Annotated in this window: 18 protein-coding genes; 14 read left to right on the forward strand and 4 right to left on the reverse strand. The window is 43.2% G+C overall.

The window, feature by feature from the left end; genetic code table 11:
• The first annotated feature begins 74 nt into the window (after positions 1-74).
• The 3 genes from ppnP to BM378_RS06820 all read left to right on the forward strand — a co-directional run bounded on the left by ppnP (position 75) and on the right by BM378_RS06820 (position 2,356).
• On the forward strand, positions 75-386 hold the full coding sequence (gene ppnP, locus BM378_RS06810) for a pyrimidine/purine nucleoside phosphorylase (RefSeq protein ID WP_036970827.1): 312 nt from the start codon (positions 75-77) through the stop codon (positions 384-386).
• A 182-nt stretch (positions 387-568) separates the two neighbouring features.
• Positions 569-925: a ribosome hibernation-promoting factor, HPF/YfiA family gene (hpf, locus tag BM378_RS06815; RefSeq protein ID WP_036970825.1), complete on the forward strand. Its 357-nt coding sequence runs from the start codon at positions 569-571 to the stop codon at positions 923-925.
• A gap of 258 nt (positions 926-1,183) precedes the next feature.
• Positions 1,184-2,356, forward strand: a complete 1,173-nt coding sequence (locus BM378_RS06820; RefSeq protein WP_143104572.1) for an NRAMP family divalent metal transporter — start codon at positions 1,184-1,186, stop codon at positions 2,354-2,356.
• 105 nt (positions 2,357-2,461) lie between these two features.
• Here the strand turns inward: BM378_RS06820 and BM378_RS06825 are convergent, their stop codons facing one another.
• From BM378_RS06825 to BM378_RS06835, 3 genes are read right to left on the reverse strand one after another with little or no spacing between them, the layout of a single operon-like run.
• Positions 2,462-3,649, reverse strand: a complete 1,188-nt coding sequence (locus BM378_RS06825; protein WP_036970823.1) for a vWA domain-containing protein — start codon at positions 3,647-3,649, stop codon at positions 2,462-2,464.
• 1 nt (position 3,650) lies between these two features.
• Positions 3,651-4,499 (reverse strand): AAA family ATPase, encoded by an 849-nt coding sequence (locus BM378_RS06830; protein ID WP_036970821.1) that lies wholly within the window; start codon positions 4,497-4,499, stop codon positions 3,651-3,653.
• 52 nt (positions 4,500-4,551) lie between these two features.
• A complete protein-coding gene (locus BM378_RS06835; RefSeq protein ID WP_065978071.1) occupies positions 4,552-4,791 on the reverse strand; it encodes a DUF1653 domain-containing protein in 240 nt (79 codons plus the stop codon).
• A 61-nt stretch (positions 4,792-4,852) separates the two neighbouring features.
• Between BM378_RS06835 and BM378_RS06840 the strand changes: the two genes are divergently transcribed.
• Genes BM378_RS06840 through rpoS form a run of 11 tightly spaced genes read left to right on the forward strand, consistent with a single transcriptional unit; the run spans position 4,853 to position 12,425 of the window.
• A complete protein-coding gene (locus tag BM378_RS06840; RefSeq protein WP_036970820.1) occupies positions 4,853-5,335 on the forward strand; it encodes a DUF2947 domain-containing protein in 483 nt (160 codons plus the stop codon).
• Between the two features lie 59 nt (positions 5,336-5,394).
• Complete coding sequence (locus BM378_RS06845; RefSeq protein WP_065978034.1) at positions 5,395-6,027, forward strand: hypothetical protein; 633 nt, start codon at positions 5,395-5,397, stop codon at positions 6,025-6,027.
• A 22-nt stretch (positions 6,028-6,049) separates the two neighbouring features.
• Positions 6,050-6,340, forward strand: a complete 291-nt coding sequence (gene ftsB / locus BM378_RS06850) for a cell division protein FtsB (RefSeq protein ID WP_036970819.1) — start codon at positions 6,050-6,052, stop codon at positions 6,338-6,340.
• A complete protein-coding gene (ispD, locus tag BM378_RS06855) occupies positions 6,330-7,031 on the forward strand; it encodes a 2-C-methyl-D-erythritol 4-phosphate cytidylyltransferase (protein ID WP_074988867.1) in 702 nt (233 codons plus the stop codon). The genes ftsB and ispD overlap by 11 nt, the downstream gene beginning before the upstream one ends.
• Positions 7,028-7,510 (forward strand): 2-C-methyl-D-erythritol 2,4-cyclodiphosphate synthase, encoded by a 483-nt coding sequence (gene ispF / locus BM378_RS06860; RefSeq protein WP_036970817.1) that lies wholly within the window; start codon positions 7,028-7,030, stop codon positions 7,508-7,510. The genes ispD and ispF overlap by 4 nt, the downstream gene beginning before the upstream one ends.
• Positions 7,507-8,535 (forward strand): tRNA pseudouridine(13) synthase TruD, encoded by a 1,029-nt coding sequence (gene truD, locus BM378_RS06865; protein WP_036970816.1) that lies wholly within the window; start codon positions 7,507-7,509, stop codon positions 8,533-8,535. Before ispF ends, truD begins: the two co-directional genes overlap by 4 nt.
• Entirely contained in the window at positions 8,536-9,300 is a 765-nt protein-coding gene (gene surE, locus BM378_RS06870) for a 5'/3'-nucleotidase SurE (RefSeq protein WP_036970815.1), read from the forward strand. It abuts the gene before it with no gap.
• Positions 9,290-9,928, forward strand: a complete 639-nt coding sequence (locus tag BM378_RS06875) for a protein-L-isoaspartate(D-aspartate) O-methyltransferase (protein ID WP_074988868.1) — start codon at positions 9,290-9,292, stop codon at positions 9,926-9,928. The genes surE and BM378_RS06875 overlap by 11 nt, the downstream gene beginning before the upstream one ends.
• Before the next feature lie 11 nt (positions 9,929-9,939).
• Complete coding sequence (locus BM378_RS06880; protein WP_065978037.1) at positions 9,940-10,518, forward strand: YqaA family protein; 579 nt, start codon at positions 9,940-9,942, stop codon at positions 10,516-10,518.
• A gap of 41 nt (positions 10,519-10,559) precedes the next feature.
• Positions 10,560-11,384: a peptidoglycan DD-metalloendopeptidase family protein gene (locus BM378_RS06885; RefSeq protein ID WP_036970808.1), complete on the forward strand. Its 825-nt coding sequence runs from the start codon at positions 10,560-10,562 to the stop codon at positions 11,382-11,384.
• Positions 11,385-11,441: 57 nt separating this feature from the next.
• A complete protein-coding gene (gene rpoS, locus BM378_RS06890; RefSeq protein ID WP_036970803.1) occupies positions 11,442-12,425 on the forward strand; it encodes an RNA polymerase sigma factor RpoS in 984 nt (327 codons plus the stop codon).
• Positions 12,426-12,520: 95 nt separating this feature from the next.
• Here rpoS and mutS read toward each other — a convergent pair whose 3' ends face one another.
• The gene (gene mutS / locus BM378_RS06895; protein WP_074988869.1) at positions 12,521-15,091 is read right to left on the reverse strand and encodes a DNA mismatch repair protein MutS; all 2,571 of its coding nucleotides are present in this window, start codon (positions 15,089-15,091) and stop codon (positions 12,521-12,523) included.
• Positions 15,092-15,097 lie beyond the last annotated feature (6 nt).

Here is a 15,097-nt window from a genome sequence, read left to right on the forward strand (position 1 = left end):
ATCTTCAGTTGCTGCTTACTTAAAATTCGGGCAGGCTGAAATAAAGAAGATTATAAAACATAACAGGAGTGAGTATGACTCAGTTTGACAGTGTAAGTGTTGTAAAAAAAGCGAATGTCTATTTTGATGGTAAAGTTTCGAGCCGTGTTGTGCTTTTTGCCGATGGCAGTACTAAAACATTAGGTTTTATGCAACCAGGAGAATTTGAGTTTGGCACAAATCAAAAAGAGCACATGGAGTTACTTGCGGGAGAGTGGCAAGTGTTACTGCCAGGCGAAACTGAGTGGCAAGCCATGAAGGCTGGAGATTCGTTTAATGTAGACGCCAATGTTACCTTTCGCGTAAAGGTAACTGACTTTGCTGATTATTGTTGCTCGTACACTTAATGAGCAGTTGATAACTTTTCTATAAAGCCCGTGTAATACGGGCTTTTGCATATTTTATCCGCAGAGCATGATCTAAATCATGTGTGGTTACAATCAATTACTAATTATCTTTGATTTTCGCTTGTGTTAATTCAAATCGCCCCCAATACTAACTATGAGGTAACAAGAAAAAAGGATACCCTATGAAGATTAATATTTCTGGTCATCATGTTGACGTTACTGAGGCTGTTAGAGCTCATATCAACGAGAAATTCTCAAAAATTGCTAGCCATTTTCCATCGTTAATATCTCTCGATATTATTCTTTCAAAAGAACATCACAAGTATCAAGCTGAGATCAGCACTATTTATGAAGGTGCACGTTTATCAGTTAAAGGAGAAGATGAAGTGATGTACCCAGCACTTGCAAATGCAGCTAAAAAACTCGATGCATCGCTAAAACATCGTAAAGGGCAAATGAAAGCTAAACTACATGAAAAACCGGTGAGCACAACGCCGGAAATCGCCCATGAGATTATTCAAGAAATGAATTTAAGCTAATAAATTAGACGCTAAGTGTTAGCCACAAAAATTTAGCGCAAAACCTCGAACAAGAGAAAGCCAAACATAAATATGTTTGGCTTTTTTGGTTTTATAAACTGACAACTTAATCCTAGAACTCAGAAGCGAGGAGTGTCTTCCAATCTCATCTAAAACGCTGTAAGTTGCTTGTAACTAAGAATAAAACACATAAAGCATATGCAATCAGCAGTATCACATTGGCAATCTAAACTTAATGCACTTGGCCCTGGCATATTAATGGCCACAGCGGCGATTGGTGGCTCACATTTGGTGGCGTCGACGCAGGCTGGCTCGTTATTTGGCTGGCAACTATTTTGGCTAATTATTGTTGTGAATGTACTTAAGTACCCATTCTTTCGATTTGGTATGGAATACACCCTTGCAACTAAACAAAGTTTAGTTGAGGGCTACAAGCAAAAAGGGCCGGGTTACTTTTACAGTTTTATTGCGTTAAATATTGTGGCTGCAGTAGTGAATACCGCAGGGGTACTACTTTTAACAGCCAGCCTTTTACATTACGCACTGCCGGTCACCATTTCGGTGACCTTGTTGTGTTGGATTATTTTGGCTGTCTGTTTACTTATTTTGTTGTTGGGGCATTTTAAGGCGCTCGATAACGTGTCTAAAATCATTATGGTGCTGCTTACTGTTACAACTGTGGCTGCTTTGGTGGTGGCAATTAATAATGGTCTTATGGCTCCAGTTGACTACGTGGGCCCGTCGCCGTATGAGCTTGCAATGCTTGGCTTTATGGTGGCGCTAATGGGCTGGATGCCAGCTCCTATTGAAATCTCAGCGATTAGTTCACTTTGGCTAAAAGAAAAGCAGCAGCAACAAGTTATTACTAAGCAGCAAGGTTTATTTGATTTTAATTTAGGCTACTGGCTTACAGCAGCCCTAGCTTTGGTGTTTTTCTCGCTAGGTGTATTAGTGCAATACGGACAGGTACAAGCCGTGCAATTAGGTGGGGTGGCGTTTGCTAAACAGCTTATTGATATGTACGCCCTTACAATGGGAGAGTGGGCAAGGCCATTGGTGTCGGGTATCGCATTTTTATGTATGTTTGGCACCACGCTTACCGTGCTTGACGGCTACGCCAGAACCTTAAATGAATCGCACAAATTACTGCCTGTAAAACAGTCTAAACACAGTTTAAATATGTGGCTTTTACTGCAAGCATTTTCTGGTATGGCAATCATTTTATTCTTTAAATCGGCACTTGGCCCAATGCTTACGTTTGCCATGACTCTCGCCTTTGTTACTACCCCAGTATTTGCATGGCTTAACTTTAGTTTAGTGCGCTCAGAGCCAAGTATTGTGCATTCCCCCTTAATTCGGACTCTAAGCTGGCTAGGTTTGGTTTATTTAGTGGGCTTTGCGCTGGTATTTTTGGTTTGGAAGTTTACCTAATTTGCCTGAACGAAGTGAAACCCAGCATCATTGTGTGTCAGCAGCGGGTTTATCCCAAGTCAATTTTTAGTATTGCGCGATATAAAATCGCGCCTACAATCTAGGCTAACTTAATTCCCTAATCGCATTACTTATGCCATCTAAGGTGAGTGGATACATACGGTTGTTCATTAACTGTTTTATAAAATCAATCGATTGATAGTAACGCCAGTGCTCAACGGGTTGGGGGTTGAGCCAAGCGACTTTATCAAAGTGATTTGTTATGCGGTTTAGCCAGGCGCTGCCGGGTTCCTCATTCCAATGTTCTACACTGCCACCAGGGTAGGCGATTTCGTAAGGACCCATGGTGGCATCGCCAACAAAAATGACCTTGTAGTCACTGGTGAACTTGTTAATCAAGGTCATGGTATCAATCACATTTGAGTGGCGGCGCTCGTTGTCTTGCCAAACATGCTCATACAAACAATTATGAAAATAGTAAAACTCGAGGTGCTTAAACTCGCTGTGTGCAGCACTAAATAATTCTTCACAGGTATGAATGTAATCATCCATTGAGCCGCCAATATCAAACAACATCAGCACTTTTACAGCATTGTGGCGCTCGGGTGCCATTTTTACATCGAGCATGCCACCTTGCTTTGCAGTAGCACGAATGGTTTCGGTTAAATCGAGAGTGTCGCTAGCCCCGGTGCGGGCAAATTTACGCAGTTTTTTAAGCGCGAGCTTAATGGTGCGAGAGCCAATTTCGCGGTCACTGTCGAGGTTGCGGTATGTCCGTTTATCCCATACTTTTACAGCACGGCGGTTACGATTACCGTCTTGACCAATACGCACGCCTTCTGGGTTAAAGCCATACGCGCCAAACGGCGAGGTGCCGCCAGTGCCAACCCATTTGTTGCCGCCAGCATGGCGTTTTTGCTGTTCTTCAAGGCGCTGTTTCAGGGCTTCCATAAGTTTATCGAGGCCACCCATCGCTTTTAACTGTGCTTTTTCTTCGTCTGTTAAGTGTTTTTCAAACTCTTTGCGCAACCAGTCGTTAGGCAGGTTATGCTGTTGTTTTAAGCTTTCGAGTAAATCAAGGTCAGCAACCCCGCTAAAGTAATCGGCAAAGGCTTTATCAAACCGGTCAAAGTGAGTTTCGTCTTTGACCATGATGGTACGCGCTAAGTAATAAAACGCGTCTACGTCGGCAAAAATGACCCCTTGCTTGAGCGCGTTGATCAAATCAAGTAACTCACGCAGACTCACGGGTAAGCGGTATTCACGTAACTTAAAGAAAAACGCAATTAACATCTTAACGACGACTCATAAAAGCAAGTTTTTCGATGAGGCTAATGTCTTGCTCGTTCTTTAATAGCGCACCAAACATTGGCATTAGGCCGCCTTTTTGGCTTTTATCATGCAGTGTTTTGGCATCGATATCTTCAGCCATCAATAATTTTAACCAATCGAGTAACTCGCTGGTTGAGGGCTTTTTCTTTATGCCATTTACATCGCGCAGGTTAAAGAATACTTCAAGTGCTTCGCGTACCAAGTCTTGCTTAACATGCGGGTGATGTACATCGATAATTTGCGCCATTTCGTCGCTCGATGGAAAGTCGATGTAGTGGAAAAAACAACGACGTAAAAAGGCATCAGGCAGCTCTTTTTCGTTGTTTGAGGTAATAATAACAATAGGGCGGTGCTTGGCAATAACGCGCTCACCGGTTTCATAAACATGAAACTCCATTTTATCGAGTTCTAACAATAAGTCGTTTGGAAACTCGATATCGGCTTTGTCGATTTCGTCAATCAGCAATACGGGGCGTTTATTATGTTGCTCTCCATAGGTGAAGGCTTGCCATAATTTACCTTTTACAATGTAGTTACTAATGTCGTGAACGCGCTCATCACCTAACTGGCTGTCGCGCAACCGTGACACTGCATCATATTCGTATAGGCCTTGCTGTGCTTTGGTGGTCGATTTGATATGCCATTGAATAAGCGTGGTGTCTAAGCTTTTTGCAAGCTCCTCGGCTAACATGGTTTTACCTGTGCCGGGCTCCCCTTTTATAAGCAGAGGTTTTTCGAGCAAGATGGCTGCGTTAACCGCTTGTTTTAATGAGTTACTGGCAATGTAGTTGTCGGTTGAATTAAAAAGCACGATGTCACCTTATCTGGTCTGAGCAGTGATTAATAATGCTATGATGCCATAGTTATTCTGCGTCTGAAAGGTATGCAAAGCGTGGGACTGTTTTGCCGTTTACCTCAACGGTTTCTAAAAACATGCTGAGTGGGCGTGCCCACATACCAAACTCACCATACAGTGCTTGGTAAATAACGAGTGGCTCTTCGGTTTCACTGTGAGTGGCGACATACTCTACTTTGTATTTTGGGCCTTTGTAATGCTGGTATATGCCTGATTTGAGAGGATGAGGTTTTATTGCTGTAGTCATGTTTTGATCTCTTGTATAATTACGTTTTGCACTTTTTAATGCTAAATAAACTGTCAACACTATGAATTATATTTCGTTAGATGAATACAAAAAAGCATGGGTTTTTCGCCATAAAGACATGCCAATTAACGCAGCAGATGCGCAGCAAATCAAACCAATGACCAGCGAACGTGCCGCTGTACTTTGGTCTACCATGGTGAGCCGCGAGCATGATCACCCAGATTTTTTCGATAAAACAGATTGGTGTGGCAAAGAAGACAGCTTTACCGAAACCATTAATTGGGAAAATGCGTGGGAAGCTGGCGAAGAACAACTCCCCGAGGCTATCTTGGCGCACCTTGATTGGGAAGCCAACACCACCGTGTATTTTTGTATGGCGCGCGACAATATTATTGAAACTAGCTTTGCAGTGTTTAAACGTTGCTGGCAAAACTTTATGTTTTTAGCCGATGGCAGTTTGTTAATGGGCAAAAAACGCGATGCGGTTGTGCAGTTTTTAGAAACGGGTAATGCTAAACTGGGTAAAAAAGGCGCAGTAAAGTAGCGCTCAATTAACGCTCTATGCTATAAAACAGTCAAGCAATTGTTTTATAAGAGCGGGCATTGTCTATTTCTAATCCACAGAGCGAACCGTCGCCACAAGCCGAAATTTGGCAAACTGATGCCGAACGGGCTTTGTATGCACAGTTATGTAATGCGTTTTATGCTCGAGAAATCCCCCGTTTGGTCGATGAACCCGATGCGGCAAGGCTTAGACGCTTATTGGCAAGTTTGCCTTATTACATAGAGCGACTAGCAATACGGATAGTCAGTGGTGATGCGCCTTTACAGCTTGATTCACAAAATGGCAGCTGGCTCGAAAAACAAAAAACTACGCCGCCTGTATATAGCAAAAGTGCATCAGAAGACTTTTATAGTCAATATGCTAAGCGTGGGTTAATTGTCCCCGTGCTAATTAATGACGGGCAATGTACCACCGTGCGCATAGACAGCTTAGATCAAGTAAGCGACAATAAGGTACATTGTAATGAGCTTGGTTGGTTTACGTTATCCGGTGAGTCATTAGAACACGCGCCAGCGCAGTTATTAAAACCGTCAAAAGCAGTGATGGCAGCAGCCTGTTGTGGCCATCAATGGCAACTTAATAAACGGATTACACCTAAGCGTTTGTCATTAAGAGAAATGCTACTAGCAAGCAATATAAATTGGCGTAATTTAAAACGCCCTTTGACTTAATTTAACCGCGAAGGAGTGTTCAATGCGGGTGTTTCAATTCGCCTTGTTATGTTTGGCTTTATTTATCCAGTATCGTTTATGGTTTGGCCATAATGGTGTGCAGGATTACACTCGTCTAAAACAAGCGGTCGCCTCTCATCAAGATACAAATGCTAAATTATTAAAACGTAACAAAGTGCTCAAAGCCGATATTAAAGATTTAAAACTCGGCCAAGAAGGCATAGAAGAACGTGCGCGTAATGAATTAGGAATGATTAAACCTGGTGAAACGTTTATTCGTGTATTGCCAGGCCAACAACAAAATGAAAACTAAACAGAAAATCACTGCAATAGTTCCCGCAGCCGGTGTTGGCAGCCGAATGCAACATTCTGCGCCAAAACAGTACATCGAACTGGCGGGTAAAACCATTTTAGAGCATACCCTTAGCAAGCTTGCTGAATTAGATTTTATTCACACGATAAAAGTAGCAATAAGTGACGACGATGGTTACTTTGACGCGATACCTCAAATCGATAGCCGCATAGAACGAGTGTCGGGCGGCACAGAGCGTGCCGACTCAGTCCTTAATGCTTTGCTGTCACTTGCTGATAACCCGCCAGACTGGGTACTGGTGCATGATGCAGCAAGACCGTTAGTGTGTTTAAGCGATATAACTCGTTTGGTCGATGATTGCCTAGCAGCTAACGAGGGCGGTATTTTAGCCTCTAAAGTCAAAGATACCATTAAACGCGGCCGTACTCATAGTGAGCAAACTGTGCCACGTGATGATTTATGGCAAGCGCTTACCCCTCAATTTTTCCCTTATCAGGCGCTTGTAGATGCACTTTCAAATGCCCTAGAGAACGGCGTGACTATCACCGATGAAGCTTCGGCGATTGAGTGGGCAAAGCAGCCAGTAAAATTAGTCGCTGGGCGCAGTGACAACATTAAAATAACCACCCCAGAAGATTTAGATTTAGCAGCGTTTCTACTGCAAAAACAACAAAACGAGAGAACCCCATGATTCGAATTGGCCATGGCTTTGATGTTCACAAATTTGGCGGCGAAGGCCCGTTGGTTATTTGTGGTGAAAAAATTGATTACCCACAAGGTTTTTTAGCGCATTCAGATGGCGATGTGGCTATTCATGCATTATGTGATGCTATATTAGGATCACTGGCAATGGGCGACATTGGTAAGCACTTCCCAGATACTGCGAGTGAATACGAAAACATCGACAGCCGTATATTATTGCGTCATGTGGTTAAGCTTGCAAAAGAGCAAGGCTATGAACTTGGCAATGCAGATGTAACCATTGTAGCTCAAGCACCAAAAATGCTGCCTCATATTCAAGCCATGCGTAAAAATTTAGCTGCTGATTTAGAAGCCGATATTTCGCAAGTGAATGTGAAAGCCACTACCACCGAAAAGCTGGGCTTTGAAGGTCGTAAAGAGGGCATTTCAAGCCACGCAGTGGTTATTATGAGTAAACAAAATTCATGAGTGAATTGAATTATTTATACGGAAAACCACTATCAAAAGCCGACTTTAAAACGTTTGCTGAAGACTTTATGGTTGACGAAGACCTCGGTATTGAATTCACTGGTAGCGGCGAGCATGTGTGCTTACAGGTCGTCAAAAAAGGTGAAAACACCCCGTTTATAGCCAAGCGAATTGCCGAAAAAGCGGGCGTATCACCGCGTGATGTAAGCTATGCGGGTTTAAAAGATCGCCACGGTGTCTGTACACAGTGGTTTAGTGTGCCTGTGCCGATTAAAAAGCACATCGAATTTAGTGAACTGAATAACGAGCAATTCTTTATTATCGCGCAGCAGCGCCACAATCGTAAATTAAGAACAGGCTGCCACAAGGGCAATCGATTTACGATTACCCTGCGTAATGTGACTGAGCCTTTAGATATTTTGTGTCGTATTAATGCAGTGCGTGCTGGGGTGCCAAATTACTTTGGTGAACAGCGATTTGGTCATGGAGGGCATAACCTTGAAATGGCTAAACGGATGTTTGCAGGAGAGCGTATTCGCGATAAAAAGCTGCGTGGTTTAGTGATTTCAGCGGCCCGTTCTTATGTGTTCAATGAAATAGTAAGTATGCGTGTAGCTGAGCATGGTCTTGCGAAAACCATGCACCGCGAAGTGTTTATGCTTAGCGGCAGTAATGCCTTTTTTGAAGACAATATAAGCGATGACAATATTGCACGTTTAGCCTCTGGCGATATTGTTATGTCGGCACCAATGGTGGGCAAAGGCGAAAAAGGCTTAACCGAAACCGAAAAGCAATGGTTGCTCCCTTATCAGTCTTGGATAGAGGGATTAGCTGAGCTTGGGCTTAAGAATGAGCGCAGAATGCTGCGCTTAATTCCCGAGTCTTTAACTGTTGAAACACTTGATGAGACAACGGTAAAACTGAGTTTTGGTTTACCAAAAGGCTGCTTTGCAACCGCGCTTTTGCGAGAGCTGGTGGACTATAAAGACGCCAGCCCAAGAGAACAAAAACAAAAGGATGCGTAAATGAAAATCTTATTAAGCAATGATGATGGAGTGCATGCAAAAGGGATTGCCGTTTTATATCATGCGTTAACGCAAATTGCCGATGTGACGCTGGTTGCCCCTGACCGTAACTGCAGTGGCGCCAGTAATTCATTAACCTTAATGAACCCGTTACGTGCGACCACGCTAGATAATGGCTTTATTTCTATTAATGGCACCCCTACGGATTGTGTTCACCTTGGCGTGAATGAGCTAACCGATGAGCAGCCTGACTTAGTTGTGGCTGGTATTAATCATGGGGCTAACTTAGGTGATGACACGCTCTATTCTGGTACGGTTGCAGCCGCAACCGAAGGCCGCCACTTAGGGCTGCCAGCGATCGCTGTCTCACTCTGTTCTAAAGAAGGGAATCATTTTGAAACGGCAGCAGCAGTGGCTGTCGGTATCATTAAAGAGCTTGCATCACACCCTCTACCGAAAGATCAGATCATTAACTTAAATGTGCCAGATATTCCTCTTTCGGAGCTCAAAGGAGTAAAAGTAACACGCCTTGGCGCACGTCATAAAGCTGAAACCATGACCAAGCAACAAGACCCGTGGGGGCGTGATATTTTTTGGTATGGCACGCTCGGCGCTGAAAGTGACGCAGGAGAAGGGACTGACTTTTACGCCATTAATAATGGGTATGCCTCAGTAACACCGTTAAGTGTTGATATGACAGCGAAGGAGAGTCTTCAAGCCGTCGATAGCTGGTTAGCGAAGATGGAGATTAATAGTGCTGACTAATTATAATCGCAGTGCGTTGGCATTGGCTGAATTATTAAAACGGGATGGCGTAGAAGATGTCGCTGTACTTGAGGCGATTGCGACGACCCCGCGGCATGTGTTTGTTGATGATGTTTTACAGCATAAAGCGTATCAGAATACCGCTTTACCTATTGGTCAAGGGCAAACAATTTCGCAGCCTTATATCGTTGCGCGAATGACAGAGTTACTGCGACTTGCAGGAGTACGCGATAAGGTACTTGAAATTGGTACGGGATCAGGGTATCAAACCGCGATTCTTGCAAAAACGTTCACTAAAGTGTGTTCAGTTGAACGCATTAAAGCGTTGCAGTGGCAAGCAAAGCGCCGTTTACATAAGCTTGATTTATACAATGTAACGATGAAACATGGTGATGGATGGCAAGGGTGGCAATCGCAAGCACCATTTGAAGGGATTATCGTGACTGCCGCGGCAGCAACGATGCCGCAAGGGTTACTAGCACAACTTGCTGATGGCGGTGTGATGATAGCCCCCGTGGGCGAGCAAGATCAGCAATTAATGATGGTTGTCAGAAATGGCGACACATTCACAGAACATAAAGTTGCACCAGTACGATTTGTACCTTTAGTACCTGGTGATATTGAATAGGACGTTACACTTTGAAGTTGTTTACTAAGTTATATGATATGGCGCTTGTGTGGGCTAAGCACCGTCACGCAGAGCGTTATTTAGCAGGGATGAGCTTTGCTGAATCTGTTTTTTTCCCTGTTCCGCCAGATGTGATGTTAGCTCCTATGTCACTCGCTCAGCCAGATAAAGCATGGCGATTTGCCAGCTTTACTACTATTGCGTCTGTTATTGGTGGTATTTTAGGTTACTTGCTTGGCTTTTGGCTATTTGAGCCCGTCGTTGAGCCGCTAATTGCTCAAATGGGCTGGCAAGCAAAGTTTGATACTGCGCTAGGCTGGTTTGAAACATACGGCGTGTGGGTTGTATTTCTTGCTGGGTTTTCGCCTATTCCTTATAAAGTTTTTACTATTGGGGCAGGCTTAATGCAGATGGCATTTTTACCTTTCTTAATTGCGTCTGCAATTGGACGTGGGGCTCGGTTCTTTTTAGTGTCGGCTTTAATGAAGTGGGGGGGCGTGAAAATGGAGCAAAAATTACGTCAATATGTTGAAGCGCTTGGCTGGGGATTAGTTATTTTAGTTGTTGTTGCGTACTTTTTACTACGATAACCCCTAAAACTCACAGTTAGTATTATAAGGAGCATTTTACGATGAACAGACAGTTAGCAGTGTATGTTACCTTGTTTATTAGTATTTTGCTCTTTGGTTGCTCCTCCCGTAATGCTCCCGCTCCTGTTAGTAGTTTAGATAATCATACAAAACAAATTACCCGCAAAGTTAATATTTCTGGCTCAAGTTACAAGGTTAACAAAGGCGATACTTTATACTCAATCGCGTTTAGTGCTCAAAAAGACTTTCGTACTTTAGCAAAATTAAACGATATTCCAGCACCTTATACGATTTATCCTGGGCAACGCATTTTGCTCACAAAATCGGCACAAAAACAAAAAAAGACGAAAAAATATACGAATTCGAGTAAAAAGTCTACCGTTTTGATACAAAAAAATAACAAAAAATTAAAAAAAGAGCTTGATCAGCCAAAACAACGAGAGTATGTTCAAAAACAAGCCAACAAGAAAGTTAGTGCAAAAAATAGTAATCCTAATACAAAAGTCATATGGAGCTGGCCCGCTAAGGGTAAGGTCACGCGCCGTTTCTCTACAAAAGAAAATGGCTATAAAGGGTTACAAATCGCTAATAAACAGGGGGCATCTGTTTTAGCTGCTGCACAAGGAACTGTGGTATACGCGGGTAACGCATTGAGGGGCTACGGTAATTTAATCATATTGAAACATAATGATGATTACCTAAGTGCTTATGCACACAACTCAAAGTTGCTTGTAAAGGAAAAACAGGAAGTAAAGGCGGGGCAGAAAATAGCAGAAATTGGCAGTTCAGATTCGTCGGTTACGGCTTTAAGATTTGAAATTCGTTACCGAGGTCAAGCAGTCAATCCTGCTAAGTATCTACCTTAGCCAAAGGTATTGATAAAGTGATTTAGCTCAATCACATATTTGCTCGGGAGGACGCTTATGGGTCACACAGCAAAACTTGAGAAAACAACTGAAACAGTTGATGATAAATTTGATGACACGATGGTTGAAGATGATTCATCTGAGTTACTCGAAGAAGTCGACAACGATGATGAAATTTTTACAAAAGACGAAGTCGTCAAAAACCTAGACGCGACACAGTTATACCTGGGTGAAATTGGTTTTTCTCCTCTTTTAAGTGCAGAAGAAGAAGTATTTTTTGCGCGTAAAGCATTGAAAGGCTGTGAAGCCTCTCGCAAACGAATGATAGAAAGTAATTTACGTTTAGTGGTGAAAATTGCTCGCCGCTATAACAACCGAGGTCTTGCGCTGCTAGATCTTATCGAAGAAGGTAACCTTGGCCTGATTCGCGCTGTTGAAAAATTTGACCCAGAACGTGGTTTTCGTTTTTCAACTTATGCAACCTGGTGGATCCGTCAAACGATTGAACGTGCCATAATGAATCAAACACGAACAATTCGTTTACCTATTCATGTTGTAAAAGAACTGAATGTTTATCTAAGAACAGCTCGCGAACTAACACAAAAACTTGACCACGAACCAACCGCAGAAGAAATTGCAGAGTGTCTGGATAAACCCGTTGAAGACGTGACTAAAATGCTACGTTTAAACGAAAAAATCACGTCGGTTGATACGCCAATTGGAGGCGAAAACGACAAAGCCTTACTCGATATCATTGCTGACGAAAAAGGCTCTGGTCCTGAGGGCGAAGTACAAAATAATGACATCAACAAACACATTGTTGATTGGCTTGGTGAATTAAACCCAAAACAACGCGAAGTACTTGCACGTCGTTTCGGTTTACTTGGCTACGAGCCTTCAACGCTTGAAGATGTCGGTCGTGAAATTGGCTTAACGCGTGAACGTGTAAGACAAATTCAAGTGGAAGCATTACGTCGTTTAAAAGATATTTTGCAACACGAAGGCTTAAGTACAGATAGCCTGTTTGACCAATTTACTTGAGTTGACAACAATATACCTGACTCAGGTATGAGGCCTTCGGGTCTCTAGAACACACAAAAAAGCTGACATACTGTCAGCTTTTTTTATGCACGCAATTAAAGTAAATCTTTTAATTGGTATAACAGCTGGTGTGCTTGTCTTGGTGTTAAACTGTCTGGGTCGAGCTGCTGTAAAGTTAGCTCAAGTTCAGAGGGTTCATTGTCAAACGCCAGTGCTTGCTGTTGTTGCACAGGGGCTGTAACAGGCTGATGATTTTCGAGCATTTTTAGTTTTTGCTTTGCTTGCTGAATAACGGCTTTTGGTACACCGGCAAGCGCGGCAACTTGTAAACCAAAGCTTTTACTTGCTGCACCTTCAAGCACGGTATGCATAAAGGCAATAGTGTCGTTATGCTCAATCGCATCTAGGTGAACATTAACCAATCCTTGCTGCTGCTCGGCCAGTTCAGTTAGCTCAAAATAATGGGTGGCGAATAAGGTTTTTGCGGCAATTTTTGAGGCTAAATAATCGGCCGTAGCATAGGCGAGAGACAGGCCATCATAGGTTGAAGTACCGCGTCCTATTTCATCCATCAAGACCAAAGATTGCGCCGTGGCATTGTTTAAAATGGTCGCTGTCTCTGTCATTTCAACCATAAAGGTTGAACGCCCTGATGCTAAATCATCACTTGCGCCAATACGCGTAAAAATGCGGTCAATATTGCCAATTTCTGCGCTGTCAGCAGGGACATAAGACCCAATATGTGCCATGAGTACAATTAACGCAGTTTGACGCATATAGGTTGATTTACCCCCCATGTTTGGCCCCGTGATGATCAACATCTTACGGTCGTTGCTTAACTCGACAGGGTTGGCAATAAAGGGGTCTTTCATTACTTGCTCAACAACGGGATGACGCCCTTGCTTTATGCTTATATTGTCGTTATCACACAGTGTTGGTTTGGCATAGTTGAGTGCTTGCGCACGTTCGGCTAAATTATTAAGAACGTCTAAATCAGCCAGTACTGCAGCCATCGTTTGTAGCTGCTCAATATGCGGTGCTATAAATTCAAATAGTTGTTCATAAAGTTGTTTTTCGAGAGCCAACGCCTTTGATTGGCTACCGAGTACTTTGTCTTCATGCTCTTTTAACTCAGGAATGATATAGCGTTCGTTATTTTTTAATGTTTGACGACGAATATAATCAGCAGGGACTAAGTGTGAATTAGCACGGCTAACTTCAATGAAGAAGCCATGCACCTTGTTGTAGCCAATTTTTAAGGTGCTGATGCCTGTGCGTTCACGCTCGCGCTCTTCCAGTTTTTCAAGGATATCGGTTGCGCCTTGGCTAAGCGCACGCCATTCATCTAACTCACTATTATAGCCTGGGGCAATAACTCCCCCATCACGAATAAGTACCGGTGGTGTTTCAATGACTGCACGTTCTAGGAGATCTTGCAGCGCTGGTAATTCTTGTGACTGTGCGATGATCTGGTTAATGCGTGGATCGCTGGCATCATTAAGTAGCTCATGCAGTGGTGCCAGCGCTTGTAATGCACTACGTAAACGCGTTAAATCACGAGGTCTGGCTGTGCACAATGCAAGGCGCGCGATAACTCGCTCAATATCACCAATTTGTTTTAATGATTCGTGCAGTTCGCCGCACAGTTGAGCATCGATGATCGCACTAATCGCATTTAGGCGTGAGTTAAGCTCATCTTTACTGCGCACAGGGGTATGAATTCGGCGTTTTAATAAACGAGACCCCATTGCTGTAGCGGTTTTATCAAGCACCTGTGCCAAGGTGTTTTCATAGCCTCCTGAGAGGTTAACAGTGAGCTCTAAGTTTTTACGGGTTGCAGCATCTAAGATCACTGCGTGTTCGTTTTGCTCAAGGGTAATAGCGCGAATATGTGGCAGAGCAATGCGTTGAGTGTCTTTTACATATTGCATTAAACAGCCCGCGGCAATCAGAGCGCAATGGGCTTTATCAACCCCAAAACCAACTAGATCTTTGGTGCCAAATTGATCGCATAAGAGGTGTTGTGCGGTGTCTAAATCGAACTCCCATTCTGGGCGACGGCGAGCCCCTTTAATATGTTCGATTAAGTGAATATTGGCAAACGTTTCACTGTAAAGCAGTTCGGCTGGCGCGAGGCGTTGCAGTGTTGAGCTAAATGCTTCGTCAGTATTCACTTCAAGTACATTAAAACGGCCTGAGTTAATATCGAGGTAGGCTATGCCGTAAACACCGTATTTATTTTGCCACACACTTGTGAGTAAGTTATCTTGGCGCTCTTGCAGTAAGGCTTCATCGGAAATAGTACCGGGTGTTACAATGCGCACGACTTTACGCTCTACCGGACCTTTGCTGGTTGCTGGGTCGCCTATTTGTTCGCAAATAGCAACCGATTCACCCATTTGTACAAGGCGTGCTAGGTAATTTTCTACTGCGTGATAAGGTACGCCGGCCATTGGAATAGGATCGCCACCGGCTTTACCGCGATGAGTTTGAGAAATATCAAGAAGTTGAGCTGCACGTTTAGCATCATCAAAAAAGAGTTCGTAAAAATCACCCATACGATAAAACAATAAAATATCACGATGCTCGGCTTTTATTTTTAGATACTGCTGCATCATCGGTGTTTGTTGTTTTATAGTGTGTGGAGCATAAAGATCAAACGACATGTATTT

The sequence above is a fragment of the Pseudoalteromonas lipolytica genome (assembly GCF_900116435.1).
GTDB classification, from domain to species: Bacteria; Pseudomonadota; Gammaproteobacteria; order Enterobacterales; family Alteromonadaceae; genus Pseudoalteromonas; species Pseudoalteromonas lipolytica.